The organism is Curtobacterium sp. AC273 (assembly GCF_979253735.1).
The window spans coordinates 1-23,062 of the sequence record NZ_CEEDDU010000014.1 but is presented as its reverse complement, the minus strand read 5'-3'; the positions used below and the strand labels follow the sequence as shown (position 1 = coordinate 23,062).

Below are 23,062 nucleotides of genomic sequence, written 5' to 3'. Positions count from 1 at the left end.
GCCTGCGTGACCCCGTGGACGACGTGGCCGGCCCCGGCGACCTGCCCTTCCGGACGGACGTCGAGATCGCGCTGCTCCTGGTGTCCCGGCGGCACCGCTACGAGGGCCGACCGGCGGACGGTGCGCTGCCCGTGCGGCCGTCCGGACCCCGACGAGCTGCGGGACCGGGTCGAGCTACGGGCCGGGCTCGGGATCGTCGGCGACCAGTACTTCGGGTCACGGGCGCACGTGCACGCCTCGGTCACCCTGATCGCACTGGAGTCGCTCGAGGCCGTGGGCGAGGCGCTCGACGTGAGCGTGGACCCGGTGGCGACGAGGCGGAACGTGTTCCTGCGCGGCGCCGACGTCGAGGCGTTGCGCGGCGAGCCCTTCTCGCTGGAGGAGTCCGGTGCGGGCGGTCCCGTCCGGTTCCGCGGGTACCGGGCGGCGAGCCCGTGCGCGTGGATGGACCACGAGGTGGCGCCGGGGGCCTTCCAGGCGATGCGCGGGCGGGGCGGCGTGCGGTGCGACCCGGAGTCCGACGGCGTGCTCGCCCTCGGCCCCGCGGTGCTCCGCACGGCTCGCCCGGTAGCACTCGGCTGACGCGTCGTTCCGCGTCGTCGTCCGCACCGCTTCCGCAAAACGCAACGGCGGCGGTTCCTCGCAGCGAGATACCGCTGCGAGGAACCGCCGGAGTTGCGTTTGCGGGCCTGCGAGGCCGGCGTGGCCGAGGCCGGCCGAACCGGCAGGGCCGGGGCGCCAGGCGCACCGGGCGTCGGGCCGTCAGGGCCCGCTCGATCGCGTCGACGAACGCCGGCAGGTCGTCCGGCGTGCGGGAGGTGATGACGCCTCCGTCGACCTGGACCTCCTGGTCGACCCACTCGGCGCCGGCGTTCCGCGTCGGTCTGCAGCGACGGGTAGGACGTGATCGTCTTGCCCGGCAGGACCCCGGCCTCGACGAGGGTCCAGGGGCCGTGGCAGATCGCCGCGACGGGCTTGCCCGCCTGGGCGAAGGCCTGCACGAGCGACACCGCCTGCTGGTCGGTGCGGAGGTTGTCGGCGTTGATCGTGCCGCCGGGCACCACGAGCGCGTCGAAGCCGGTCACGTTCACGCCGGCGATCGTCGTGTCGGGGTCGAGGGTCTTCCCCGGGTCCTTGTCACCGACGAGGGTCCGGATCGCGTCGGTCTGCTGCGCCGCCACCGTCACCGCGGCCCCGCGTTCGCGGAGCTGCTCGACCGGGACGACGATCTCGTCCTGCTCCACGCCGTAGTTCGTCGCGATGACGAGGACGTTCTTGCCGTCGAGGGCTGCCATGGTCGCTCCTTCCGCGGCCCGGGCGTTCCGGCCGCACGACCAGGGTTCTCCGGACGGGCTGGGCACGCGTGGAGGGGCCCGCCGGGTCCCGGACAGGCGCGGGGCCTGCGGGTCCCGGACAGCGCGCTGCTCAGCCGCGGATGCGGAACGCCGTTCCCTCGGGCTCGACCGTGATGCCGTCGTACGACGTGACCCGGTAGAGGCCCGCGGTGACCTCGGCCTCGAGCGGACCGACCACGACCGTGGTGGCCCCGGAGGCGATGGCCGCCTCGAGCCCGGCGGGCGCGTCCTCGAACGCGACGCAGTCGGCGGCGTCGACCCCGAGCAGCGCGGCTCCGCCAGGTACCCGTCCGGGTGCGGCTTGCCGTGCTCGACGTCCTCGGAGGGCACGAACGCCGTCGGCATCGACAGTCCCGCGGCCGCCATCCGGCCCACGGCCAGGTCCCGCGGGGCACTGGTGACGAGGGCGACCAGGACGCCGGCGTCGAGGAGCCGTTCGACGAAGGCGGCGGCACCGGGATCTCCGAAGATGCCCTCGGTGCTGGCGCTCTCCTCGTCCACCAGGGACTGGGCGACGCGCAGCTGCTCGTCGAGGTCCGAGGTCGGGCAGGAACCGCTGCACGAGGTGCTGATCGCCCTGACGCCCGTGGGAGAACGCGAGGATCTCGTCCGGATCGATGCCGTGCCGCTGCCCGAAGCGCGTCCAGGTGGCCTCGACCACCGCGGTCGAGTCGGCGAGCGTCCACGTCCATTGTCGAAGGGGACCCCGGACGCCACGATGTCGATCACGCAGGCGACCCTAGCGTGCGCGGATGTACCGGGTCAGGAGCACGTCGCCCGCGCCGCGCTGCGCGTTGCGCGGGCCGCATCCGACAGCAGCTCGGGCGAGGAGCCGCGGGTGATGCGCGGTCCGGCGCCGCCCTCGAGCGTCGGGTCGATCGTCAGGGTGAGCTCGTCGACCAGGTCCGCTGCCACCAGGGCGCCGAAGAACGACGGGCCGCCCTCGCAGTGGATCGACGTGAGCCCCCGGAGACCAGCGCGTCCGGAGCAGCACCGGGTCGACCGTGTCGTCGCCGCAGGGCACGACGTCCGCGACCGCGGTCAGCGCCTCGCCCCGCGGGGAGGCCGCCGCCGTGGCGGAGGTCAGCACGATCGGTCGCACCGGCGCCTCGGTGAACACCCGCGACGTCCGGGTCGAGTGACAGCGACCCGGAGACGAGCGCGAACACCGGGTGGTCGGGCTTCCCGTGGGCGCGACGCCACGCCACGTCGGCGTCGTGCAGCACCATCGGCCCGTAGCCCTCGTCGCGGACGGTGCCGGCCGCGACGAGCACCACGTCGGCCACCCGGCGCAGCAGGTCGAACACGCGCAGGTCGTCGGGGCCGCCGAGCGGGCCCGTGGTGCCGGCGGCCGACGCCGAACCGTCCAGCGTGGTGACGAAGTTCACGCGGAGCCACGCGCCCGACGGGACGTCCGCCGCGTACAGCGCGAGCAGGTCGTCGTCGGAGAAGCTCCGCGACCGCAGGGGCAGGACGTTCACGTGTTGTGCCTCGCTTCCACCGGGGCGCGCCACCCGAGCGTCGCCTCCACCATCCGCATCGCGTCGACGCTCTCGGCGACGTCGTGCATCCGCACGATCCGGGCGCCGAGCATCGCGCTGACCGTGGCCACCGCGAGCGAGCCGGCCAGCCGTTCGCCCCGCGGCCGGCCGAGCGACTCCCCCACGAAGTCCTTGTTCGAGACCGCCGCGAGCACCGGGTACCCGAGCGCCACGACCTCGGGCAGTCGCCGCGTCAGTTCGAGGGTCTGCACGGTGTTCACCCCCTTGCCCAGGCCCAGGCGAAGAAGGTCGTGCCCGGGGTCGACGATGATCCGCGCGTCCGGGATCCCGGCGGCGAGCGCCCGGTCGACCCGTTCCCGCAGGAAGGCCACGACCTCGCCGGCGACGTCGGCGTACCGCGGCGGGGTGGCCAGGGGTCGGCGCGGTTGCGCTGGCCGAGTGAGTGCGTGATGACGACGGTCGCGTCGCAGATCGCGACGACCGCCGCCATCCGCGGATCGGACAGGCCCGTGGTGTCGTTCACGACGCTGGCGCCGGCCTCGATCAGGCCGCCGCGACCTCCAGGCGGAAGGTGTCGACGCTGATCGTGACGTCGGACTCCTGCGCGAGCTGCCGGACCACCGGGACGACACGGTCGATCTCGTCGGCGGCGGGCAGCTCCAGTCCGGGAGCGAACTTCACCCCGCCGATGTCGACCCAGTCGGCGCCCTGGTCGGCGGCGCGGACGGCGACGATGCCGCGGTCCAGGGCGGTCGCGCCGCGGTCGTGGAACGAGTCCGGGGTGTGCGGTTCACGATGGCCATCACGGCGATGCGGTGGTCGAGGTCGAACGTCCGCCGCCCGATGAGTCGGACAAGGTCGCGCAGGTCCGGTACCACCCAGCCGGGGACCGGAGCCTGGAGGCGCGGGACCGCCCCGTCCGGTGCGTCATGCGCCCGCCTCATGGCCGGCTCCACTGCCGGTGCCGGTGCCGCCGCCGATCAGTGCGATCGCCTCGGCACGGCCGGCCGTCTCCCGCGAGGGTGCCGGTCGCCGCGACGGTCACGGTCGTCGACGCCGACTGCCGCTCGCCCGGTCGTGACGCACTGGTGCTGCGCGTCGAGCACCACGAGGACACCGACAGCACCGAGGCCCTCGGCGATCGTCGCCGCGACCTGCTCCCGAGCCGCTCCTGCAACTGCTGCGGGCGGGACGCCACCGCGTCGAGCACCCGCGAGAGCGTGCCGAGGCCGATGAGCCGGTCGCCCGGGGCGTACGCCATGTGCGCGACGGTGAACGGCAGGAGGTGGTGCTCGCAGACCGAACGGAACCGGACGTCCCGCACGATGACGAGCTGCCCGCGGTCGCCGTCCTCGGCGTGCACGGTACCGTCGCGGGCGATCGCGACGGCGTCGATGCCGATGCCGGCGAGGAACTCGGCGTACGCGTCGGCGACCGGGAGGGTGCGCACCAGTTCGGGTCGGTCCGGGTCCTCGCCGATGCGGGAGGAGTTCGCGCACGGCGGCCTCGACGCGGGCGCGGTCCATGCGTGACGTCACCTGCTCATCCAACACCAGCCGTGGCCGGAGAACGCGAGCGCCTGCCCAGCGGCACGTCCCCGGGGGAGACGGCGCCTCCCGTGCGGTCCGTCCCGTCAGCTCGCCGTCGCGTGCCGGGCGAAGGTGGTGGCCGCGGGCTTCTGTGCGCCCCACAGGCCGGTGGCGCGGTCGACGGGCACCAGCCCGTAGACGTCCTCGCCGACGGGAGCGTGCGTGAGCAGCACGGTGAGGAACACGTGGGTCAGGGCGCTGGGTGCGCGGTCGCGGAAGGCGAGGACCTCCTCGAAGATCGCCTCGACTGCACCGAGCAGGCCGCGGTCCGAACCCGCGCCGCCCTGCAGGTTGAGCTCCGTGATGAGCACCTGCTCCTGGGAAGCGTCCGCAGCCGGCCGGAGCACGGCGAGCAACTGGTCGTCGCCGGTCAGGTCGTTCTGCTCCGGTTGCACGTACCAGTTGATCGAGTTGACGTCCCAGACCACCCCGTCCTGGTGGAGTCGTTCCAGGAAGCCCGTGTGCTTCCACGCCACGTTCGCGATGGTGCGGGCTGCCGGGTCGCCGAGCCGGACGCCGTCCGGAGCGCCGACTGCGCGTTGCGAGGCGACGAGGTAGTCCGCCGTGTCGAAGTGTTCCATCCGGGAGCCGTCGACCCCGGGTGCGATCGCGATGTTGTCGAGCTCGTTCCCCCACCTGGGGCAAGTCCGTCCGGCGTACCAGCGACCACCGGAATGGTGTTGTCGACCAGCGACTCGTAGGACCGTCGCCACCCACCTTCGGAGCGAGCGCACGCGGAGCAGTTCGAGGTCGAGCTGCTCCGCGGTGTCGACGACCGTGTCGTACCACCGCCAGTCCCAGTGGGACGACGCGCACAGGCTCGCGAGCACGAACCAGTCCACCCGGTAGGAGTCGCATCCGAGCACCTTCGCGAGCTGGAGCTGGTGCACGACGTCGGCCGCCAGGTACGAGAACCCGTCGACCCAGGGGTGGTGCCCGGTGACCCCGAACCGCAGGGGCCGTCCGGGGCGGGCGGTCGGAGACCTGCGTGGTCGCCGCTGCGGCGGGCGGCGCGCCGCCGGTAGCGCGAGGATCCGCCAGAGCCAGGGTCGCCGCGGCTGTCTGCAGGAGGGCGCGGCGTCGGGGCGGAGGCAGGGACGGTGAAGGGGAGTCAGCATCGTGCATGCAGCGACGATATGTGATGTTCTGGACGTGAACCTGGACGGGGCGGCACGGATGGGCCTGGGCGCTCCGTGTCCTCTACGCTTCCTCGGTGAGCACCCCGCGAGACCAGCCTCCACCACCCGGAACCGCTTCGCGTCCGTCCTCGATCAACTTCTCCCTCGATCAGCACACCGTGGATCGACCGATCCCCTTCTGAGGTCCGCGCCCGATCTCGTCCTCGCTTCGCTGACCATGGCGTACATCGTCATCCTCATTCCGCTCATCCTCGGCGGGTTCAGCCAGGACCAGGCGCCGCAGGACGTCCTCGGCGGCTGGCTGCCTGAACGCCCAGGTCGCCGCCGCGGCCAAGCGCCGTCGTCGCCGGACTCATGACGATCGCGATGGGGCTCATCGCGAACCTGCCGTTCGGCATCGCCGCGGGGCTCGGGATCAACTCGTTCCTCGCCGTGAGCATCCGTCCACCAGGTCACGTGGGGCCGAGGCGATGGGGCTCGTCGTCATCAACGGCGTGGTCATCGTGATCCTCGCACTCACCGCACGGGCATCCGGACGATGATCTTCACCGCGGTGCCGGCGCAGCTCAAGGCCGCGATCACGGTCGGGATCGGTCTGTTCATCGCGTTCATCGGGCTCGTCGACTCCGGGTTTGTCCGCACCTACGAAGAACGCGTCGCCGCCGCTGCAACTCGGCGAGGACAGCTCCGTGGCCGCGCTGCCGGCGATCGTGTTCCTGATCGGGCTCATGATCATCGGCACGCTGATGGCCCGGAAGGTCAAGGGCACCCTACTCATCGGCATCGTCGCGACCACGGTCATCGCGATCATCCTGCAGGCGATCTTCAAGGTGCCCACCTCGGTCGACTCCTCCACCGGCTGGAACCTCAACGCCCCCGGCCTGCCGAGTGCGCTGTTCGCCGTCCCCGACCTGTCGCTCGTCGGGCACGCCGACATCTTCGGCGCGTTCACCCGCATCGGCCCGATCGCCGCGTCGATGCTCGTGTTCACGCTCGTCATCACCACGAACTTCTTCGACGCCATGGGCACGATGACCGGGCTGGCGAAGGCCGCCGGGGTCGCGCACCCCGACGGCACCTTCCCGCGGCTGAAGTCGGCGCTCGTCGTCGAGGGCGCCGGTGCGATCGCCGGTGGTGGCGCCTCGGTGTCGTCGAACACCGTCTTCACCGACTCGGCCGCCGGCATCGACCACGACCCGCACCGGCATGGCCTCGGTGGTCACGGGCCTGCTGTTCCTGGCATCGATGTTCCTCACGCCGCTGGCGCAGGTCGTCCCGCTCGGGGTCGCCGCTACCGGCCTCGTCGTCGTCGGTGCGCTCATGGTCGCGCAGGTGAAGGACATCGACTGGACCGACTTCGGCGCCGCACTGCCGGCGTTCCTGACGATCGTGATCATGCCGCTGACCTACTCGATCGCGAACGGCATCGGCGCGGGCTTCATCAGCTGGGTGCTCGGCCAAGCTGCTGTCCGGCCGCGGGCGTCAGGTGTCGTGGCTGCTCTACGTCGTCGCCGCGGGCTTCCTGCTGTACTTCGCGCGTGGACCCCTGGAGCTTCGCGCCTTCTCCGGCATCGGCTGAGCCCCCTTCTCAGAGACGGGCCTCTTTCGCAAAACGCAAGGCGTCGGCGGTTGCCCGCAGCGCTATGTCGCTGGCAGCGAGCCGCCGACGTTGCAGGCGGAATCAGCTCGGCAGGTCGGCGGGCGGCGCTTCGTGGTGGCGAACGCCCCGGCGTGCGCCGGTCCTCCTTCATGCTCCGCTTCGAAGAAGGTGCCGACGGCCCTGTACGAGTTCGTCGCGCGCGATCCGCTCGAGCTCCTTCGCCAGCGCGTAGGTACCGCGTCGGTGGCGTAGTCCTCGACGACCTGGAACGTCCACCGCCCGGCGATCACGTTGCCGCCCGACGAGCTCGGTGTCGATCCAGTCCGCCAGCTCGGTGTGCCCTGCCTTCCGCAGCTGCTCGACGGCTTCGCCGAGGTTCAGGTCGGCCGTGCCGGTGAGCCGGTGGAACCCGTAGAGCAGACCGCGGGCGTGCTCGATGACCTCGACGGCGGCGAACGGCGTGCCGAGGGCCTCGACGGTGGCCTCGGACGCGTACTCCTCGGGCACCTGGTGCTGGTCGTCCAGTCCCTGCTCGTCGTGGCCCTGGGCGTCGTCGTTCGATCATGGGACCCGTCTACCGGATGCGGGCTGCAGGTGGCGCCGAGGCGCGGGTCACTTCGTCGCGTTCAGGTGGAACGTGCGTGTGCACGGCGAGGGAGGTGCACGGTGCGGGTGTCCTCGTCGACCGTGAACCAGACCCGGGCGCCGCGCTTCAGCTCGGTACTGCCGTAGCGCCCATTCGCGGCCGGAGTGCTGCGTGACCGTCCCGAGCTCGCCGCGGAGCGCGTAGCGCCAGGTCCTCGCTCGTGGGGGTCGATCGTCGGCCGGCTCCCACGCTTCGGCGACCGCGTTCCGCTGTGTCGCGACAAAGATCGCGCCAGCCCTGTTCAATGCCATCCAGAACAGCGATCGGTGTACTCGGTGGTACGCACCATTGCCGCGCAACGTCCGCGCCACCGGCCCGCCGGTCAGGGCTTCTCGACGGGGATCTGGTCGTCGAGCATGTCCGGCTCGGTCGGTCCATCCAGCAGCGATCGCCTCGGCCGAGTTGCGCCATGCCTGCATCTCGAGGAGCAGACGCGCGGCTGCCTGAGCGAAGAACGAGCCCTCGGGCGACGTCGACGATCTCCTTCGCGAACCGCTGTGGTCCTCTCTGCTCAGGAGCTTGAGCCACGGGTAGGGGATTGCGAGCCGGTCGTGCAGCGGGAGCTGCTCGTTCACGGTGACGGCCGCGATGAGCTGTGCGGCGATCTCCAGCACGGCCTCGTCGTCGTCCGAACGCTCCTTCGTCGTCAAGACCAGCGGCTTGCCGTCGCGGCGCGTGACCTCGAGCGGCTCTTCCTCTGCCGCGGCGAAGACGTCCTTCGCATGGCGCGAGAGGTCGGACGACTGGACCGACCGACGGGATCGGGCGGGAGCGAGGAGCGACATGGAGCCAGGCTATTCAGAACGTGTTCTGAACACAAGAGGAGTAGTCGGCCGGGCGCGATGCAGGTTCCGGCACTGGCCAGGTGGGTCGCGCTGCTGCGCGAGTCAACGTCAACGGGATCACGATCCGGAGCGCGGAGCTGGCGGCGCTCTTCCGCGACGCCGGGTACGCCGACATCCGGACGAGTCCTCGCCTCGGGCAACGTCGTGTTCACGGCGGACGGCGCGCTGCCCGAGCTCAAGTCGACGATCGAGTCGGCGCTCCGCGACCGGTTCGGCTACGACGCGTGGATCGTGCTCCTCCCGCACGACGCTCTCGCCGCGATCCTCGACGGCTTCCGCGTTCGCCTCCGCCGAGGACCGCCATGACTACGTCCTCTTCGGCTCCGACGACCAGGCGCTCGACGACCTCCTCGACGACCTGGTGGTCGACGACTCGGTCGACCGGGTCGCCCGCGGCGCCGGGGTCGTCTACTGGTCGTGCCCGAGGGGCTCAGCACGGACACCGTGTTCGCGAAGCGGGCCGGTGCCGCACGGTTCAAGCGGACGACGACGACCCGGAACGCGAACACCCTCCGAAGCTCCTGTGACCCGCGGCGCCCTCCACCACGTCGAGCTCCGGACGGCCGACCTCGACGTTGCCGGTCGTCGTGGGGATGGCTCCTCGAGGAGCGCGGCCACGTTCCCTTCCAGCGGTGGGACGACGGCCGGAGCTGGCGGCTCGGCGGCACCTACGTCGTGCTCGAGGCCGCGCCGATCGAGGGCACCAGACGACCGTCGACCGGGGACTCAGCCACCTGGCGTTCCATGCCGGCGACCGGGCCGAGAGCGTCGCGCGGCTAGGCGCTGAAGCACTCGCGAGCACGGCTGGCGTCGCCTGTACGCGGACCCGGCACCCGAACGTCCGGCGGCCCCGACCACCACGCCGCCTGCGCCGAGGACGCCGGAGCGGTTCAGGTCGAGCTCGTCGCCGAGCTGATCGACGGCGCCGTCGCGCTGCTCCAGGGACTTGCGGCGGCTGCCCGTTGCTCGCGGTGGTGCCGCCGTCTACGGGCAGGATCGCCCCGGTGATGAACGACGCGGCATCGCTCGCCAGGAACAGCACGTACGCGGCCACCTCCTCGGGAACGACCCCCGCGCCTCGGGGAGGGCGGCCCGCTCGGCGAACTTCGCCTGCAGGTTCCTCGTCCTCCGCACTGGTCCTGCGTGAGGTCGGTCCAGATGAGCCCCGGTGCGACCGCGTTCACCCGGACGCCGAACTGCTTGGTGTCGAGCGCCGCCGCCTTCGTGCAGTTGGTGACCCGCCCTTCGCCGCGTTGTACGGGCTCATCCGCCAGTCCGCGTCCCTCGCCGGACACCGACGAGGTGTTGACGATGGAGCCCTTCGTCTCACGTGAGGAAGAGGAACAGCGCGGCCCGGGTGCCGTAGAAGACCCCGGACAGGTCGGTCTCGATCACCGGCCCACGCCACTCGTCGGTGCTGATGTCGGTGATGTCACCCGAGCTGAACGTGCCGGCGTTGTTCACGAGGACGTCGACCCGGTCGAAGCGGTCGACCGCCGTCGAAGACGACGGTCTCCCAGTCGCCGGGGCTCGCGACGCTGGGCACGGAGCACCACCGTGCGGTCGGTCGGCATGGCGAGATCCCCCACCCCACGGACCTTCTCCTCGACGCTGTCGGTCAGCACGACCGAGGCGCCCTCGGCGATGAACGCCCGCGCGGTGGCCTCGCCGATGCCGGACCCGGCTCCTGTAGACGATCGCGACCTTGCCCGCCGAACCGGTTGCCGCAGGTGTCTCACCTCGTTGCACGGAACGTGCCCGAGGAACACCATCGGTCCAGGACGCCATCGGCCCCGACGGGCACGGCCCACCACCGTGCCCGCACCCCGCTGGACGATCAGGTCAGGGCGGTCGTCTCGTCAGGCTCCAGGTCGCGGTCGAGGGAGATCGTCGGGATCGAGGCGGTGACCACCCGAGCCGTCGGCACGGAGCGTGCCCTGGACCAGCCGCTCGTCGATCAGGCGCGACCGGTCATCCGGGGTCCGTGGTGGGGCAGCGGCACGACGGTCAGCGCACCGGCCGTGACGTCCCACTGCTGGTTGTGCACCCACGCTGGCGAAGCCCGGAGCCGGTCTCGACCGTGAAGGTCATCCGCTCTTCCTCGAGGTCGACGCGGATCCGCGACCCACGCACCGTCGAGCGGTAGGTCAGGCGTTCCCAGCCCTTCGGCAGGCGCAGGTTGAAGGTCATCCGACCGCCGTGGTCCGCATGCCGCCGAACCCGTTGTTGAAGCCGCCCCAGATGCCGCCGGTCGACGCGATGTGCACGCCGTCGGTGGTGTTGCCGTGCAGGTCGGCGAGGTCGACGTACAGCGCCGTCTGGAAGTACCGCAGCGCGAGGTCGTGGTAGCCCTCGACCTCGGCCGCCATGATCGACTGCACGACCGCCGACAGCGTGGAGTCGCCCGTGGTCAGGGCGTCGTAGTAGTCGAAGTCACGGCGCTTCTCGGCGGCGGTGAACTCGTGCCCCTGCAAGAACAGTGCGAGCACGACGTCGACCTGCTTGAGCACCTGGAACCGGTAGATCACGAGCAGGTGGTAGTGCAGCAGCAGCGGCCGCTTGCTCTCCGGAGGTGTTCTCGAGGTCCCAGAGTTCCTTGTCGAGGAACTGGGCGTCCTGGGGGTGGATGCCGCGGTGCGAGTCGAACAGGATCTCCATCGACTCGGCAGCGTGCTCCACAGTCGTGGATCTCCTGCGCCTGCCAGCCCGGTCCGCCGCACCATGCAGTCGTACTCCTCCGGAGTCGTCGGCCGCGAGCTAAACCCTGCGGCAGGCGTTCACCGCGAACCACAGGTTCGCCCGGGCCATCACGTTCGTGTAGAGGTTGTCGTCGACGACGGTCGTGTACTCGTCCGGGCCGGTGACGCCGTCGATGTGGAACTTCTTGTCGCCGGTGGAGCACCAGAACCCGAGGTCCTCCCACAGCCGGGCGGTCTCGACGAGGATGTCGATCGCGCCGCGCTTCAGGAACTCGCGGTCGTCCGAGAGCCGGACGTACTGCATCCAGCGCATGGGCGATGTCGGCATCGATGTGGTACTGCGCGGTGCCGGCGGCGTAGTACGCGCTGGACTCCTCGCCGTTGATCATCCGCCATGGGAACAGGGCGCCGTGCTGGTTGAGCTCACGCTCTCGGGCCCGGGCGGCGTCGAGCATGTTGTAGCGGAACCGCAGGGCGTTCCGCGCGCGACGATCGGCGCCGTGTACGACAGGAACGGCAGGACGTAGATCTCCATGTCCCAGAAGTAGTACCCGCCGTACCCGGAGCCGGTGACGCCCTTCGCGGCGATGCCGTGCCCGTCGGTGCGGGCGGTGGCCTGCGCGAGCATGAAGAGGTTCCAGCGGACGGCCTGCTGGATCTCCGGCTTGTCCGGCGATCTCGACATTCGGAGCCGAGCCCAGTAGTCGTCCATCCAGGGAGCGCTTTGCTTCGCCGAGGGTCTCGTCGACGCTCTCGGCGTGCGCGCGGTCGAGCGTCCGGTCGCAGCGGTCGGCGAGCTCGCGCGCCGGCACGCCACGGGAGGTGTGGTACACCACGTGCTTGACCAGCCGGATGGGCTGCCCGGCCCGCGCCTGCACCCGGTACACGTGCTTCGCGAGGTCGTCCTCGATCGACGAGGACTCGTCCCAGCCCTGTTCTCGGTCTCGAGGTGGTGCTCGACCCCATTGCCCCAGATCGTCATGCCGGAGGCTCGCCGCCTGGTAGCCGAGCAGGGAGCGCCCGCCCGTGCTGCGCTTCAGCTTCGGCCTCGGCTTGCCGCTCCGTGGAAGGCCTCGGCCTTGCGCGGGTCGAAGGCGTTCGCCGCCGCCCGCATTCCGGCGTGGTACTCGTCCTGCACGTCCTGCCGGTTGAGGATCTGGCTGGACAGCAGGGATCGAGGCGACCGCGTCGAGCACGGTCACCTCGTAGTCGATGACCGCCAGGTGCCGGTCGGTGAAGGACACCAGTCGGCGGGCGCGGATGAGCACGCGCTTGCCGGAGGGGGTCGACCACTCGGTCTCGCGGAACAGGTAGCCGCCCCGGAAGTCGAGCCGCCGGGTGTGCCGCAGGATGTCCGCCTCGGCCAGGACGAGCGGTTCGTCGTCGACGTACAGCCGGATCACCTTCGCGTCGAGCACGTTGTTGATCATCTGTCCGGTCTTGGCGAACCCGAAGGCGTCCTCGGCGTGACGGATCAGCCAGGGTCTCGTGGAAGCCGTTGACGTACGTGCCGTACTGCACACCGCCACGGCCCTCGTCGAGGGTTGCCGCGCAGGCCCAGGTACCCGTTGCCGACCACGCAGTTCGTCTCTGCGACGCCCTGCTCGTCGGGCGAGTACTCGGTCTCGACGAGCGCCCACTCATCGACCGGGTACCGGACGCGGTCGAGGGGGTCGAGGCTGATGGGGTTCATGCTGCTCCGTGGGGAAGGAGGGAGAGTGGGGTGCGGGACTGCCTGGAGGCGCGGATCGCCTCCGTCGTGCGGCCTACGTCGTGCTCGTGGTCGGCGCCCCGACCGTCGACGGGGGCAACTGGTCGACCAGCTCGTCGAGGTCGCGCACGACGACGTCGGCGCCGTGCTCGAGCAGTGCGTCCGCGCCCGCGCCTGCGGTCGACGCCGATGACGAGCCCGAACGCGCCGGGCCCGGCCGCTTCGACACCGCTCGTGGCGTCTTCGACGACGACGCACTGGGCCGGGGTGAGCCCGAAGCGGCTGGCGGCGTCGAGGTAGGTGTCGGGAGCGGGCTTGCCGGCGAGGCCGTCCTCGCGCGCGACCGAGACCGTCGACGATCACCGGGAAGCACTCGAGGATGCTTGCGGTGCGGAGCACCTGGGTGGCGTTCGCCGGAGCTGGAGACCACCACGCACGGCAGAGCCCGGCGTCGATGGCGGCGACGAGGAACCGGAGCGACCCGGGGAGCAGGAGCTCGACGCCGTGTTCGGTCAGCTCAGCGGTGAACTCGGCGTTCTTCCAGTTGCCGAGCCCGCAGACGGTGTCGTCGTCGGGGCCGTCGTCCGGGGTGCCCTATCTGGCGCAGGTCGATGCCGCGCGACTCGGGCAGGGGCGGACCCGTCGTACCGGGGGCTTGCCGTCGATGTACGCGAAGTAGTCCTGCTCCGTGTACGGCACGCGACGCCGTGCGCGGCCAGGTACGGCGCGTGAACAGTCGACTCCACGCCCGCATGCAGACGTCGGCGGTGGGGGCGAGCTCCCCGTCGAGGGTCGAACGGCAGGGCTCGCTGGTCTGCGAGTCGCGCGAGGGTGCGCCGGTCCGGCGTCGTCATGTGTGCAGCCCTTCTGGCATGGGTTCGTCGTTCGCTTCCGGACGAGTCTAGGACCGCTCCAGGAGCAGTGTTCGGGCGCTTGCCGTCCCGGCTGTGGAAAGAGTTCACCGAGCGCTTCCCTGTGGAGGCGGATGTCCCCGCGCAGCTGCTGAAGGAGGACTCCGAGGCCGGCTCGGTCAACCTGGCCGGGACGGAAGGCACCACCATGACCAGCGACACCGCAGCCGCCGAGGGCCAGCGCACCGAGGGCCGAAGCTCAAGCAGGCGATCACCGGCCCGCTCCTGCACCTGTTCATCCTCGGCGACGTCCCTACATCGCCCTGCCCCGCGCCTGCGGCGCCAGCGCGGCTCTACGCTCCTGATGGGCACGCTGTCGAAGGACGTCGGCGGCGCGCTCTGGGCGCACCGCATCGTGCTGGCGCTGCTGCTGGCGCTGCTCACCGCCGGGTCATACGCCGAGCTCGTCACGAAGTACCCGAAGGCCGGCGGCGCCGCGGTGTTCGCCGAGCGCGCCTACAAGTCGCCCATCGTCTCCTTCCTGGTCGGCTTCAGCATGCTGGCCGCCGGCGTCACGCAGCGCCGCCGGCCTGGCCGGCTCACCTTCGCCGGCGACTACCTCGGCACGTTCATCGACCTGCCGCCGGTGCCGGCGGCGATGCTCTTTCCTCGCGCTGATCGCGTACCTGAACGCCCGCGGCATCTCCGACTCGCTCAGGAGCAACGTGGTGGTGGCGATCATCGAGGTGTCCGGCCTCGTCGGCGTCGTGATCGTCGTCGTCGCCGTGATGCTCGGCGGCGGCGGTGGGCGACGTCTCGCGCATCGGCGCGTTCCCCGCCGAGGCGAACCCGGCGCGCTCGCGACCCTCAGCGCGGCGATCGACCGCTACTACTCGTTCGTCGGGTTCGAGACCTCCGCGAACATCGCCGAGGAGGTCCGCGAGCCCCGCCGCGTCTACCCAGGAGGCCGCTCTTCGGTGCGCTCGCCGCCGCGGGCGTCGTGTACGTGCTGGTCGCCCTGGCGGGCGCCATCGCCCTGCCCTCGTTCGAGCTCTCCGAGTCGTCCGGGCCGCTGCTCGCGGTCGTCTCGGCGACCGGCGTGCCGATCCCGGACTGGGTGTTCAGCCTCATCGCCCTGGTCGCGGTGGCGAACGGCGCCCTCCTGACGATGATCATGGCGAGCCGTGTCACGTACGGCATGGCCGAACAGCGGCTGCTGCCGCCGTGCTCGCGAAGGTCCTGCCGAACAGGAAGACCCCGTGGACGGCGATCGTCGCGACCACCGTCGTCGCGATGCTGCTGACGCTCGTCGGGGACGTCGGGGTCCTCGCCGAGACCGTGGTACTCCTGCTGCTGTTCGTGTTCATCAGCACGAACGTCGCCGTCCTCGTGCTGCGGAAGGACCGGGTCGACCACGACCACTTCCGCGTCTGGACCTTCGTGCCGGTCCTCGGGGTCGCCTCCTGCATCCTGCTGCTCACGCAGCAGAGCGGGCAGGTGTGGCTCTACGCCGCGATCCTCCTGGCCGTGGGCGTGGTGCTGTACTTCATCGCCCGGTTCACGGGGCGCCGGTCGGGTCGCGACCACGAGGCCGGCGTCATCCACTGACCGGACGCGAGCTGCGCCTCCAGGCAGGCGGGCGCACCGGACGCGAGCTGCGCCTCAAGCAGGCGGGCGCACCGGACGCGAGCAGCGCCTCCAAGCAGGCGGGCGCACCGGACGCGAGCAGCGCCTCCAGTCAGACCGGCGGCCTGGAGGGCGCGACCCGACCGTCACGCAGCCGTCCGTGGGACTCGGCGGAGGCCGCGCACCCACTCCTCGACGGCGTCGCCGATCTGCGCACGGGCATCGGCGCGCGCTGAAGTGGTGGCCGTCCGGGGTCTCCCGGCTGGTCGCCGTAGGCACCGAAGTCGGCGTGGTTCGCGCCCGCGATCTCGGTCATCGTCGCAGTCGACGGCAGCAGGTGCCGTGCCGCGTCCACCTTCCGCCGCGGTCGACAGGCCGTCCTGCGACCCGGACACACTCAGCACGTCGATCGTACGACCTGCGGATGTCGTTCTGCGCAGTAGCTGCCCAACAACAGGAGGCCGTCGGCGTCCGGGGCGATGCCCGCGGGGCTGGAAGGTGCCCGCCGACCGCCCACGTCGCGACCGACGGGGCGTGCGCCTCGAACGTCGAGCGCGTGTCGAAGGGCGAGGTGCAGCGTCGGCTTGGTGATCACGACCGTCGTGCCGGACGCGACGACCTTGGAAGGTCGCCATGTAGGCGTACGGGTCCACCTTCGCGCCCGGGATGAACGATGCCCACGCCGTTCGCGTCGCGGTCGAGGTCATCTACCACCGAGTCCTCCGCGTCGCTACGGACACCCGGTCGTCGCGCCAGACCTCGCCGCCGCACTCCGGGTGCCCTGCATGACGATGTTCGCCCAGACCAGGGCACGCGACAGCAGGCCGGCGACGACCAGGCGGTCCAGCGGAGAGCTCGGTTCATGTGCCCACCGTACGGCGCATGACGACCTCGGTCCGACCGTCCGGAAGGCGATCACCCGGCTCCTCGACCGCCACGAAGCCGGTCCGTTCGTAGGTTCGACGGGCGGCGGCGTTGTCGGGCATCACGGACAGCTCGAGGGTCGTCGCTCCCGTCGCAGCGGCCCAGTGCGCGATCGCGTCGATCAGCAGTCGGGCGACGCCCTGCCCGCGCACGGCGGGATCGATACCCACACATCGAGATGAGCTCGGCGCGTGTGGAGTCGTCGGGATCGGACACCGCTGTGAGGGGCGACCGAGCGTGATCGAGGCGGACGACGAGGTCGAGCGCTCCCGGCAGGAAGTACGTGTCCGCCAGCGGTGCTCGGGCGCTTCGGCCCAGTCCGCCAGGGTCGAGCCGAAGGCGTCCGGGGCGTCGGCGAGCGCTCGGAGCCGCACGGTGCGCCAGGCTTCCCAGTCGTCCGCGGTCACCCGGAGCAGCTCGATCGTGCGCCCCGACGGTACCCCGGCGCTGGCGGCGCAGGCGCTGGCGAAGCGGAGCGCGCGCTGCCGGCACGGGCGCGCTGGCGCTGCCGCGCGGTCGAGGAGCAGAGATCACGTCGGGCGCTCGGAGCGGACCCGACGGTGCTGCTCCTCGGCGAGCAGGACTACGCGGTGATGGCGGCGCGGATCGGCTGCGCCAGGCGTCCGAGGCGCTGTAGATCGCGCTGCCGGCGACGGCGATGCGGGCACCGGCCTCCTGCACCGAGGCGACCGAGGACGCGTTCACGCCGCCCGCGATCGAGAACGGGACGCCCGAGTCCTTGCCGGCGTCGAGCAGCGTCGAGAAGGTGAAGCCCTCTTCGGCCTGCTCGTCGAGCCCGGCGTGGACCTCGATGAACTCGGCGCCGAGTGCGACGACCTCGCGGGCACGGGCGGCCTTGTCGGAGACGCCGATCAGGTCGACGACGATGCCCTTGCCGTGCTTCTTCGCGGCCTTGACGGCGCCGATGATCGTCGAGTCGCCGGCGACACCGAGGACGGTGACCAGGTCGGCACCGGCCGAGAAGGCGATGTCGGCCTCGAGCTCACCGGCGTCCATGGTCTTGAGGTCGGCGAACACGATCTTGTCGGGGTGTGCTTCCTTGATCGCATTGACGGCGGACAGGCAACGGCGCTCTTGATCAGGGGCGTGCTCGAGCTCGAGGACGTCGACGTGGCAGCGCGGCCGCGGCGGCCAGCTCGAGGGCGGCTTCGGTGGTCAGGGTGTCCATGGCGAGCGCTGGAGCTGCATGGGTGTACCTTTCATTCGAGGGGGTTGGCGTGACGGAGCCAGAGGTCGTCGGCGGACTGCCCGCCTCTTGGTCCACAGGGCGTGGAACACGGCGTCGCCCACCAGGGCGACGGCCTGTTCGAAGAGGCTTCCGGCGTACTGGGCCGAAGCCGTGCCGGAGCGGTCGGTCTTCGTCGCGGCGGGCAGCACGATGGTGACGTCCGCCAGCTCGGAGAGCGGGGAGCCGTCGGTGGTCGAGAGCGCCACGACGGCGGCACCGACCTCGTGCGCGGTGCGTGCGGCCTGCACGATGCCGGTGGTCGTGCCGGAGCCGCTCGCCACGAGGAGCAGGTCACCCGGTCGGATGGCCGGGGTGGTGACCTCGCCGACGACGTGCGCGTCGAGGCCGAGGTGCATGAGGCGCATCGCGGTCATGCGGAGGGCGAGCCCGAGCGCCCGGCGCCGTGCACGAACACCCGGTCGGCGCCCTCGATCAGGTCGAGTGCGCGCTGCGCCGGGGCGTCGTCGAGGCAGGCCGTTGCCAGGTCGCCGACCTCGCGGACGACCAGGTCGAGCGCTGCGGAGACGGTGGTTGCTGCCATGCCCTCGATCCTTCCGTCGCGCGCCTCGGCACGCCGCTACCCGCCCCGGCAGGGAATCCCATCCCATCGGGGTGGGCCCGTCCGCTCGGGTGGGACGGGTACGGTCGCGTCCATGGACGCATCGATCGACACCCTGGAGGCCCGGGGCGGCTCCGCCAATCCGGCTCGCGGCCGCCGAGCACGCCCGCACGGTCGCCGAGCAGGCGGATCGGCACGCGCTGACCCTCGAGTCCGTCCTCGCCGTGCTCCGAGTCGTCGCGGGTCACCGACGCGGCCGCCCGGGCCAGGCCGTCGAGATCGCCTCGGCCGCCCTCGTCGACCTGCGCACCGTGACCGATCAGCAGCGGAGCACCCTGCTCGAACCCGTCACCGGCGCGTTCTCGCGGTTGCGCGCCGACCTGCGGCCGCTCGATGCGCTTCGGGGACCTCGACGTGCAGTTCGTCGAGCCGCCGGCCACCTGCCGTGCGCTCCCGGGTGACGTCGCCCACGCGGCCCGGGCGATCGTCCGGACCGCGGTGCTCGCCCTGGTCGACGACGGTGCGGCCAAGCGGGTGCGCATCGAGTGGGACTGCGACGGCCGGAACCTCCTCATGCAGCTCCGCGACGACGGCTCCGGACGCTCGACGTGCACGACGACGCCGTGCGGCCGATCGCGGAGCGGGTCGTCACGCTGGACGGGCGGGTGCGGGTCGCGAGCACGCCCGGCTGGGGGTCCGTGCTCGACATCTCACTGCCGCTCGACCCGCGGCCGACCGAGGTGGACGCGGTCGACGACGGCGACCTGACCCCGCGGGAGCGCGACGTCCTGCGGCTCGTGGCGACCGGTGTCGGCAACCGGGAGATCGCCGAGGGACTCGGCATCAGCGTCAACACGGTGAAGTACCACGTGGCGAACCTGCTCCGGAAGCACGGCGCCCGGACCCGAGCCGAGCTTGCGGCGTTCAGCTCCCGGAGCTGATCGAGGGTCAGCCGGCGGGGGTGAAGCGGTAGCCCATGCCGGACTCGGTGACGAGGTACCGCGGGTGCGACGGGTCCGGCTCGAGCTTCCGCCGCAGCTGCGCCATGTAGAGCCGCAGGTACCGGAGTCGCTGCCGTGCGTCAGCCCCCACACCTCGGTAGAGAATCTCGCGGGTCATCAGCCGGTCCGGGTTCGTCACGAGCACCTCGAGCAGGCGCCACTCGGTCAGGGTCAGCCGGATCGCGGGTCCCTGCTCGGGGGTGACCTGCTTCGCGACGAGGTCCACGACGAGCGAGCCGATCGCGACTTGGTGGGGGTCGCCCCGGCCGCCGACGCCGCGCGTGCGCCGCCGCCCGAGTGCCCGGAGCCGCGCGAGCAGCTCGTCCATCTGGAACAGCTTCGTCACGTAGTCGTCCGCCCCGGCGTCGAGCGCGTCGACCTTGTCCGTGAAGTCGTCCGACCGAGCACGAGCACCGGCACCTGCGGCCAGGCCCGGACCCCCTCGGCGAACACCCCGATGCCGTCGAGCAGGGCGCTCGAGGTCGAGCAGCACCAGGTCGGGCCGTTCGGTGATGACCGAGTCGATCCGCAGCCAGCCGTCCCGCGCGGTGACCACGTCGACGCCGCGGGCTGCCAGCGTCACGGCGAGCGCCCGCACCGGCTGGCCGTCGTCGTCGGCGATGAGGACCTTCATGCGCTCCGCGCCTCACTCCGGCGATATGGCCGATCGGCAGGCGCACCACCACGGTGGGCCCGCCGCCCGGGGTGTCATCGACCTCGATCATGCCGCCCATCCCCTCGGTGAAGCCGCGTTGCGAGCGCCAACCCGAGCCCGAGGCCCGTGTCGTTGTCGGTGTCGCCGAGGCGCTGGAACGGCTGGAACACCTCGCCGCGGCGGTCCGCGGGGATGCCGGGGCCGTGGTCGGTGACGCGCAGTTCGACGCCGCCGCCGAACGCGCTCGCGGCGATCCGGACGCGGGTGCCCTCGGGGGCGTACCGGGCGGCGTTGGCGAGCAGGTTCACGACGACCCGCTGCAACAGCACCGCGTCGGCGAGGACCGGCGGGAGCTCTGCGGGCAGGTCGAGGTCGACGTCGTCGAGGCCGAGCTCGAGTTCGTCGAGGGCGGGTGCGACCACCGTCTCGAGGGCGAGCAGGACCGGGGTCACGGCGAGTACCCCCGCCTGCGGCTGACGTCCAGCAGGTCGGCCAGCAGCACCGCCAGTTGTCGCAGGCTCTCGTCGGCGGTCGCGAGCAGCGCCTCCCGGTCGGCCTGCGACAGCTCGATGTCGGACGCGCTGAGCGTCTGCACGGCGGCCGGGGCGGCCGCGATCGGTCGCCGCACGTCGTGGCCGACGGCCGCGAGGATGGCGCTGCGGACCCGATCACCGCGGCGATCCGTTCCGCGTCGACGGCGGTCCGCGTCAGCTCCTTGTGCTCGACGGCGGCGTCGAGCTGCTGCTCGACGACGCGCAGCAGTCGTCGTTGGGTCAGATCGTCGAGGTGCACGCCCGCGAACTCGAGGACGGCGCCGGACAGGAGGCGCGTGGACGCGTCCGGCGTCTCGCACGAACGTCCCCGACGCGGCCGGTACCTCGTCACCCTGGCGGATGCGGACGCCCGCGGAAGCCGGGAAGGCCTCGCGCGTGCGGTCGAGGAGGGCCGCAGGGCGTCGTCGCCGCGGAGCACGCTGCCCGCGATGCCAACGAGGAGGCCGGACTCGGCTGCTGCCCGCCGAGCCGCTCGGGACCGCCGTGCGGACCGGTCGACCACGAAGCTGACGAGCACCGCGCTGATGGCGTACATGACGAGGGCGACCAGGTGCCACGGCTGCTGCACGGTGACCTTGTAGAGGGGTTGCACGAAGAAGTAGTCGAGGCTCAGTCCGGACAGCACGGCGGCGAACACGGCTGGCCACATCCCGCCGACCAACGCCACGACGAGGACGAGCAGCTGGTAGGCGAGCACGTCCACGGTGATCGCGTCCGGGTCGTTCCCGAGCGACAACGCCCAGGTGAGCAGCGGGCCGGCCCACCAGGGAGAGCACGAAGGCGGCGAGGATCCGCGCCCAGGACAGGCTGCCGCCGAGCTTCGCGCAGAGGGCGAAGCCGCCGCCGGCGCGCTCGTGCGTGACGACGTGCACGTCGATGTCGCCGGATTCCTGGATCACCGTGTTGCCGATGCCGGGGCCGGTGATCGCGGCGGTGAGACAGCTCCGACGGCTCACGCCGATGACGATCTGGGTCACGTCGATCGACTTCGCGAACCGCACGAGCGTGGTCGGCACGTCGTCGCCGACCACCTGGTGGTAGGTCCCGCCGAGCTGTTCGAGCAGGGCGCGCTGCGTGCCGAGGGCGCCGGGGTGGCGTTCGCGGAGTCCGAGTCGTTGGTGGTGACGTGCACCGCGGCGGAGGCTCCCGCCCGCGCTCCGGGCGGCGATGCGCGCGCCGCGACGGAGGAGCGTCTCGCCCTCGGGGCCACCGGTCAGGGCGACGAGCACGCGCTCGCGGGTCTCCCAGCGGTGGTCGATGCCGTGCTCGGCGCGGTACGCCTTCAGCGCGTCGTCGACCTCGTCGGCGAGCCAGAGCAGGGCGATCTCGCGCAGGGCGGTGAGGTTGCCGAGCCGGGAGAAGTAGTTCGACAGTGCCGCGTCGATGCGGGCGGCTGGGTACACCAAGCCGTCCGACGGCCGCTCGCGGAGTGCGGCCGGGGCGAGGTCGACGGCCTCGATCTGGTCGGCGGCCCGGACCACGGCATCGAGCACGGTCTCGCGCTGGACGATCCCGGTGATCTCGCGGACGACGTCGCCGAGGGACTGCATGTGCTGCACGTTCACCGTCGAGATGACGTCCGATGCCCGCCGCGAGCAGCGCCTCGGCGTCCTGCCAGCGCTTCTCGTGCAGGCCGTCGGGGGCGTTCGTGTGGGCGAGCTCGTCGACCAGTGCGACGTCCGGCGCCCCGGGCGATCACATAGGCTTGAGCTCCATGTCGTCGAAGCGCCCACACCGCGGTGGTCGACGACGCGGCGAGGAACGACCTCGAGCCCGTCGACCAGCGCGGCGGTGGCGGCGCGCGGCCGTGGGTCTCGACGACGGCGACGACCACGTCGGGCCCTCGTCGAGCAGGCGGCGGCCCTCTTCGAGCATCGTGAACGTCTTGCTCGACACCGGGCGCCGCACCGAGCAGGACCGCAGCTTCCCGCACTTCACGCGCTCATCCTCCTCGCGTTCGGGGTTGCCGGGCATCCGATCGACTGATGTGGATTTCCGCAACCGTTTCCACCAAGGCTCGAGCCCGAGCTTCCTCAAATCGGGTGGGACTGTCCCGTCCCGCGTCCGTTGTGGGCGCGGGACAGAGTTCTTCACCCCGCTCACGTTCGTTCCCCACGCTGTAGTTGCTGCCGGCTTGCCCGAGATCACCTCTTCCCTCGATCTCGGAGCCGTTCCGATGCCGACCACCATCGTCCCCACGTCGCTGACCCTGGTCGCACGCCGCGCGTCCGTGCTGGTCCGGCATCGTCAGGACAGCTTCCCGCCAGCGCGAGGTTGAGCTTCGAGCACCGTTCCACCACGGGCTCCCCGAAGACCCCGAGCTGCCGCGACTCGGTGTGCTCCGTCACGAGCGCCCCGCACGTCCAGGTCGGGACAGCCCCCCGCGCGGCGGCCACGCGGGACACCTGCTGGAGCGCGTACGACAGGCTGATGTCCGGGTCGAGGCCGGAGCCCGAGGCCGTGACCGCGTCGGCCGGCACCTCCGAGGGAGCGACCCCGTCCGACTTCGCCACGCGGCACGCCGCTCCTCTGACCGCCTTCAGCAGATCGGAGTTCG

Annotated in this window: 34 protein-coding genes and 9 pseudogenes; 10 read left to right on the top strand and 33 right to left on the bottom strand. The window is 71.6% G+C overall.

From position 1 onward, the window contains the following. Nucleotides 1-6 precede the first annotated feature (6 nt). A complete protein-coding gene (locus ACZ8AI_RS21215) occupies nt 7-582 on the top strand; it encodes a molybdenum cofactor biosysynthesis protein (protein ID WP_464859934.1) in 576 nt (191 codons plus the stop codon). A gap of 253 nt (nt 583-835) precedes the next feature. Here the strand turns inward: ACZ8AI_RS21215 and ACZ8AI_RS21210 are convergent. The 8 genes and pseudogenes from ACZ8AI_RS21210 to ACZ8AI_RS21175 form a co-directional block, all read right to left on the bottom strand. Then, nucleotides 836-1,295 (bottom strand): annotated as a pseudogene (locus ACZ8AI_RS21210) (DJ-1/PfpI/YhbO family deglycase/protease); the annotation flags it as partial. A 130-nt stretch (nt 1,296-1,425) separates the two neighbouring features. Then, nucleotides 1,426-2,016, bottom strand: coding sequence for an HAD family hydrolase (locus ACZ8AI_RS21205; protein ID WP_464859759.1), 591 nt, complete (start codon nt 2,014-2,016; stop codon nt 1,426-1,428). Between the two features lie 101 nt (nt 2,017-2,117). After that, nucleotides 2,118-2,270: a hypothetical protein gene (locus ACZ8AI_RS21200; RefSeq protein ID WP_464859758.1), complete on the bottom strand. Its 153-nt coding sequence runs from the start codon at nt 2,268-2,270 to the stop codon at nt 2,118-2,120. Then, the gene (locus ACZ8AI_RS21195) at nt 2,237-2,836 is read right to left on the bottom strand and encodes a dihydrofolate reductase family protein (protein WP_464859757.1); all 600 of its coding nucleotides are present in this window, start codon (nt 2,834-2,836) and stop codon (nt 2,237-2,239) included. Before ACZ8AI_RS21195 ends, ACZ8AI_RS21200 begins: the two co-directional genes overlap by 34 nt. Next, nucleotides 2,833-3,228, bottom strand: coding sequence for a dihydropteroate synthase (locus ACZ8AI_RS21190; RefSeq protein ID WP_464859756.1), 396 nt, complete (start codon nt 3,226-3,228; stop codon nt 2,833-2,835). The genes ACZ8AI_RS21195 and ACZ8AI_RS21190 overlap by 4 nt, the downstream gene beginning before the upstream one ends. A 172-nt stretch (nt 3,229-3,400) precedes the next feature. Beyond that, the gene (locus tag ACZ8AI_RS21185; protein ID WP_464859909.1) at nt 3,401-3,592 is read right to left on the bottom strand and encodes a dihydropteroate synthase; all 192 of its coding nucleotides are present in this window, start codon (nt 3,590-3,592) and stop codon (nt 3,401-3,403) included. A 205-nt stretch (nt 3,593-3,797) separates the two neighbouring features. Beyond that, the gene (locus ACZ8AI_RS21180) at nt 3,798-4,307 is read right to left on the bottom strand and encodes a GTP cyclohydrolase I (protein ID WP_464859755.1); all 510 of its coding nucleotides are present in this window, start codon (nt 4,305-4,307) and stop codon (nt 3,798-3,800) included. 183 nt (nt 4,308-4,490) lie between these two features. Then, on the bottom strand, nt 4,491-5,564 hold the full coding sequence (locus ACZ8AI_RS21175; protein ID WP_464859754.1) for a hypothetical protein: 1,074 nt from the start codon (nt 5,562-5,564) through the stop codon (nt 4,491-4,493). Between the two features lie 238 nt (nt 5,565-5,802). Between ACZ8AI_RS21175 and ACZ8AI_RS21170 the strand changes: the two are divergent. Continuing rightward, nucleotides 5,803-7,164 (top strand): annotated as a pseudogene (locus ACZ8AI_RS21170) (NCS2 family permease). Between the two features lie 168 nt (nt 7,165-7,332). Here ACZ8AI_RS21170 and ACZ8AI_RS21165 read toward each other — a convergent pair. Continuing rightward, the gene (locus ACZ8AI_RS21165; RefSeq protein ID WP_464859753.1) at nt 7,333-7,692 is read right to left on the bottom strand and encodes a hypothetical protein; all 360 of its coding nucleotides are present in this window, start codon (nt 7,690-7,692) and stop codon (nt 7,333-7,335) included. A 105-nt stretch (nt 7,693-7,797) separates the two neighbouring features. After that, nucleotides 7,798-8,616, bottom strand: a complete 819-nt coding sequence (locus tag ACZ8AI_RS21160; RefSeq protein ID WP_464859933.1) for a hypothetical protein — start codon at nt 8,614-8,616, stop codon at nt 7,798-7,800. Here ACZ8AI_RS21160 and ACZ8AI_RS21155 point away from each other — a divergent pair. Further along, nucleotides 8,554-8,982 (top strand): DUF1697 domain-containing protein, encoded by a 429-nt coding sequence (locus ACZ8AI_RS21155; RefSeq protein ID WP_464859752.1) that lies wholly within the window; start codon nt 8,554-8,556, stop codon nt 8,980-8,982. The genes ACZ8AI_RS21160 and ACZ8AI_RS21155 overlap by 63 nt on opposite strands. A 111-nt stretch (nt 8,983-9,093) precedes the next feature. Continuing rightward, nucleotides 9,094-9,456, top strand: a complete 363-nt coding sequence (locus ACZ8AI_RS21150; RefSeq protein ID WP_464859932.1) for a hypothetical protein — start codon at nt 9,094-9,096, stop codon at nt 9,454-9,456. 416 nt (nt 9,457-9,872) lie between these two features. On the opposite strand, the pseudogene ACZ8AI_RS21145 reads toward ACZ8AI_RS21150, so the two are convergent. The 10 genes and pseudogenes from ACZ8AI_RS21145 to ACZ8AI_RS21100 all read right to left on the bottom strand — a co-directional run. Beyond that, nucleotides 9,873-9,971 (bottom strand): annotated as a pseudogene (locus ACZ8AI_RS21145) (hypothetical protein); the annotation flags it as partial. 31 nt (nt 9,972-10,002) lie between these two features. Further along, nucleotides 10,003-10,140, bottom strand: coding sequence for a hypothetical protein (locus ACZ8AI_RS21140; protein WP_464859751.1), 138 nt, complete (start codon nt 10,138-10,140; stop codon nt 10,003-10,005). After that, nucleotides 10,137-10,415 (bottom strand): SDR family NAD(P)-dependent oxidoreductase, encoded by a 279-nt coding sequence (locus ACZ8AI_RS21135; RefSeq protein WP_464859750.1) that lies wholly within the window; start codon nt 10,413-10,415, stop codon nt 10,137-10,139. The genes ACZ8AI_RS21140 and ACZ8AI_RS21135 overlap by 4 nt, the downstream gene beginning before the upstream one ends. A 268-nt stretch (nt 10,416-10,683) precedes the next feature. Next, entirely contained in the window at nt 10,684-10,866 is a 183-nt protein-coding gene (locus ACZ8AI_RS21130; RefSeq protein ID WP_464859749.1) for a glycosyl hydrolase family 65 domain-containing protein, read from the bottom strand. Then, nucleotides 10,863-11,204 carry a hypothetical protein gene (locus tag ACZ8AI_RS21125; protein WP_464859748.1) on the bottom strand — a complete coding sequence of 114 codons (342 nt, stop codon included), beginning with the start codon at nt 11,202-11,204 and terminating at the stop codon, nt 10,863-10,865. Before ACZ8AI_RS21125 ends, ACZ8AI_RS21130 begins: the two co-directional genes overlap by 4 nt. After that, nucleotides 11,201-11,830, bottom strand: a complete 630-nt coding sequence (locus ACZ8AI_RS21120; RefSeq protein ID WP_464859908.1) for a hypothetical protein — start codon at nt 11,828-11,830, stop codon at nt 11,201-11,203. The genes ACZ8AI_RS21125 and ACZ8AI_RS21120 overlap by 4 nt, the downstream gene beginning before the upstream one ends. Continuing rightward, complete coding sequence (locus tag ACZ8AI_RS21115; RefSeq protein WP_464859907.1) at nt 11,761-12,003, bottom strand: hypothetical protein; 243 nt, start codon at nt 12,001-12,003, stop codon at nt 11,761-11,763. Before ACZ8AI_RS21115 ends, ACZ8AI_RS21120 begins: the two co-directional genes overlap by 70 nt. 247 nt (nt 12,004-12,250) lie before the next feature. Continuing rightward, nucleotides 12,251-12,805, bottom strand: a pseudogene (locus ACZ8AI_RS21110) (glycoside hydrolase family 65 protein); the annotation flags it as partial. 44 nt (nt 12,806-12,849) lie between these two features. Further along, nucleotides 12,850-13,068: a hypothetical protein gene (locus tag ACZ8AI_RS21105; protein ID WP_464859747.1), complete on the bottom strand. Its 219-nt coding sequence runs from the start codon at nt 13,066-13,068 to the stop codon at nt 12,850-12,852. A 73-nt stretch (nt 13,069-13,141) separates the two neighbouring features. Then, nucleotides 13,142-13,315 (bottom strand): hypothetical protein, encoded by a 174-nt coding sequence (locus ACZ8AI_RS21100; protein ID WP_464859746.1) that lies wholly within the window; start codon nt 13,313-13,315, stop codon nt 13,142-13,144. Between the two features lie 159 nt (nt 13,316-13,474). Here ACZ8AI_RS21100 and ACZ8AI_RS21095 point away from each other — a divergent pair, with 159 nt between their 5' ends. The 4 genes and pseudogenes from ACZ8AI_RS21095 (at nt 13,475) to ACZ8AI_RS21080 (ending at nt 15,545) form a co-directional block, all read left to right on the top strand. Continuing rightward, a complete protein-coding gene (locus ACZ8AI_RS21095) occupies nt 13,475-13,765 on the top strand; it encodes a hypothetical protein (protein WP_464859745.1) in 291 nt (96 codons plus the stop codon). 762 nt (nt 13,766-14,527) lie between these two features. Next, nucleotides 14,528-14,848: pseudogene (locus ACZ8AI_RS21090) on the top strand (hypothetical protein); the annotation flags it as partial. Nucleotides 14,849-14,937: 89 nt separating this feature from the next. Then, nucleotides 14,938-15,240 (top strand): hypothetical protein, encoded by a 303-nt coding sequence (locus tag ACZ8AI_RS21085; RefSeq protein ID WP_464859906.1) that lies wholly within the window; start codon nt 14,938-14,940, stop codon nt 15,238-15,240. Further along, nucleotides 15,231-15,545, top strand: a complete 315-nt coding sequence (locus tag ACZ8AI_RS21080) for a hypothetical protein (RefSeq protein ID WP_464859744.1) — start codon at nt 15,231-15,233, stop codon at nt 15,543-15,545. The genes ACZ8AI_RS21085 and ACZ8AI_RS21080 overlap by 10 nt, the downstream gene beginning before the upstream one ends. 130 nt (nt 15,546-15,675) lie before the next feature. On the opposite strand, the gene ACZ8AI_RS21075 is transcribed toward ACZ8AI_RS21080, so the two are convergent. The 6 genes and pseudogenes from ACZ8AI_RS21075 to hxlB all read right to left on the bottom strand — a co-directional run bounded on the left by ACZ8AI_RS21075 (nt 15,676) and on the right by hxlB (nt 18,277). After that, complete coding sequence (locus tag ACZ8AI_RS21075; RefSeq protein WP_464859743.1) at nt 15,676-15,879, bottom strand: hypothetical protein; 204 nt, start codon at nt 15,877-15,879, stop codon at nt 15,676-15,678. Nucleotides 15,880-15,960: 81 nt separating this feature from the next. Then, nucleotides 15,961-16,158, bottom strand: coding sequence for a hypothetical protein (locus tag ACZ8AI_RS21070; RefSeq protein WP_464859742.1), 198 nt, complete (start codon nt 16,156-16,158; stop codon nt 15,961-15,963). A 135-nt stretch (nt 16,159-16,293) separates the two neighbouring features. Continuing rightward, nucleotides 16,294-16,482, bottom strand: a complete 189-nt coding sequence (locus ACZ8AI_RS21065) for a hypothetical protein (RefSeq protein WP_464859931.1) — start codon at nt 16,480-16,482, stop codon at nt 16,294-16,296. After that, entirely contained in the window at nt 16,424-16,639 is a 216-nt protein-coding gene (locus ACZ8AI_RS21060; protein WP_464859741.1) for a GNAT family N-acetyltransferase, read from the bottom strand. Before ACZ8AI_RS21060 ends, ACZ8AI_RS21065 begins: the two co-directional genes overlap by 59 nt. 469 nt (nt 16,640-17,108) lie before the next feature. After that, a pseudogene (locus ACZ8AI_RS21055) lies at nt 17,109-17,676 on the bottom strand (orotidine 5'-phosphate decarboxylase / HUMPS family protein); the annotation flags it as partial. 31 nt (nt 17,677-17,707) lie between these two features. After that, nucleotides 17,708-18,277, bottom strand: a pseudogene (gene hxlB, locus ACZ8AI_RS21050) (6-phospho-3-hexuloisomerase). Between the two features lie 242 nt (nt 18,278-18,519). Here hxlB and ACZ8AI_RS21045 point away from each other — a divergent pair. Further along, on the top strand, nt 18,520-18,756 hold the full coding sequence (locus ACZ8AI_RS21045; RefSeq protein ID WP_464859740.1) for a hypothetical protein: 237 nt from the start codon (nt 18,520-18,522) through the stop codon (nt 18,754-18,756). 147 nt (nt 18,757-18,903) lie between these two features. After that, entirely contained in the window at nt 18,904-19,236 is a 333-nt protein-coding gene (locus tag ACZ8AI_RS21040; protein ID WP_464859739.1) for a helix-turn-helix domain-containing protein, read from the top strand. Between the two features lie 7 nt (nt 19,237-19,243). Here the strand turns inward: ACZ8AI_RS21040 and ACZ8AI_RS21035 are convergent, their stop codons facing one another. The 7 genes and pseudogenes from ACZ8AI_RS21035 to ACZ8AI_RS21005 all read right to left on the bottom strand — a co-directional run. Continuing rightward, nucleotides 19,244-19,930, bottom strand: a complete 687-nt coding sequence (locus ACZ8AI_RS21035; RefSeq protein WP_464859738.1) for a winged helix-turn-helix domain-containing protein — start codon at nt 19,928-19,930, stop codon at nt 19,244-19,246. Between the two features lie 74 nt (nt 19,931-20,004). After that, nucleotides 20,005-20,403 carry a sensor histidine kinase gene (locus tag ACZ8AI_RS21030; protein WP_464859737.1) on the bottom strand — a complete coding sequence of 133 codons (399 nt, stop codon included), beginning with the start codon at nt 20,401-20,403 and terminating at the stop codon, nt 20,005-20,007. Continuing rightward, on the bottom strand, nt 20,400-20,579 hold the full coding sequence (locus ACZ8AI_RS21025; protein ID WP_464859905.1) for a hypothetical protein: 180 nt from the start codon (nt 20,577-20,579) through the stop codon (nt 20,400-20,402). Before ACZ8AI_RS21025 ends, ACZ8AI_RS21030 begins: the two co-directional genes overlap by 4 nt. A gap of 443 nt (nt 20,580-21,022) precedes the next feature. Beyond that, nucleotides 21,023-21,202 (bottom strand): annotated as a pseudogene (locus tag ACZ8AI_RS21020) (DUF4118 domain-containing protein); the annotation flags it as partial. Nucleotides 21,203-21,860: 658 nt separating this feature from the next. Continuing rightward, nucleotides 21,861-22,055 (bottom strand): annotated as a pseudogene (locus ACZ8AI_RS21015) (sensor histidine kinase KdpD); the annotation flags it as partial. 145 nt (nt 22,056-22,200) lie between these two features. After that, entirely contained in the window at nt 22,201-22,443 is a 243-nt protein-coding gene (locus tag ACZ8AI_RS21010; RefSeq protein ID WP_464859736.1) for a hypothetical protein, read from the bottom strand. Between the two features lie 206 nt (nt 22,444-22,649). Beyond that, nucleotides 22,650-23,062: potassium-transporting ATPase subunit C (locus tag ACZ8AI_RS21005; RefSeq protein WP_464859735.1), on the bottom strand; the 413-nt coding region annotated here is incomplete at its 5' end.

Coding starts and splice junctions, on each gene's coding strand:
- ACZ8AI_RS21175 (WP_464859754.1), bottom strand. CDS start 5,564: ATGCTGACTCCCCTTCACCGTCCCTGCCTCCGCCCCGACGCCGCGCCC.
- ACZ8AI_RS21155 (WP_464859752.1), top strand. CDS start 8,554: ATGGCGCGAGAGGTCGGACGACTGGACCGACCGACGGGATCGGGCGGG.
- ACZ8AI_RS21160 (WP_464859933.1), bottom strand. CDS start 8,616: ATGTCGCTCCTCGCTCCCGCCCGATCCCGTCGGTCGGTCCAGTCGTCC.
- ACZ8AI_RS21130 (WP_464859749.1), bottom strand. CDS start 10,866: ATGACCTTCAACCTGCGCCTGCCGAAGGGCTGGGAACGCCTGACCTAC.
- ACZ8AI_RS21120 (WP_464859908.1), bottom strand. CDS start 11,830: ATGCTCGACGCCGCCCGGGCCCGAGAGCGTGAGCTCAACCAGCACGGC.
- ACZ8AI_RS21115 (WP_464859907.1), bottom strand. CDS start 12,003: ATGCTCGCGCAGGCCACCGCCCGCACCGACGGGCACGGCATCGCCGCG.
- ACZ8AI_RS21105 (WP_464859747.1), bottom strand. CDS start 13,068: ATGAACCCCATCAGCCTCGACCCCCTCGACCGCGTCCGGTACCCGGTC.
- ACZ8AI_RS21080 (WP_464859744.1), top strand. CDS start 15,231: ATGCTGCTGACGCTCGTCGGGGACGTCGGGGTCCTCGCCGAGACCGTG.
- ACZ8AI_RS21075 (WP_464859743.1), bottom strand. CDS start 15,879: ATGACCGAGATCGCGGGCGCGAACCACGCCGACTTCGGTGCCTACGGC.
- ACZ8AI_RS21035 (WP_464859738.1), bottom strand. CDS start 19,930: ATGAAGGTCCTCATCGCCGACGACGACGGCCAGCCGGTGCGGGCGCTC.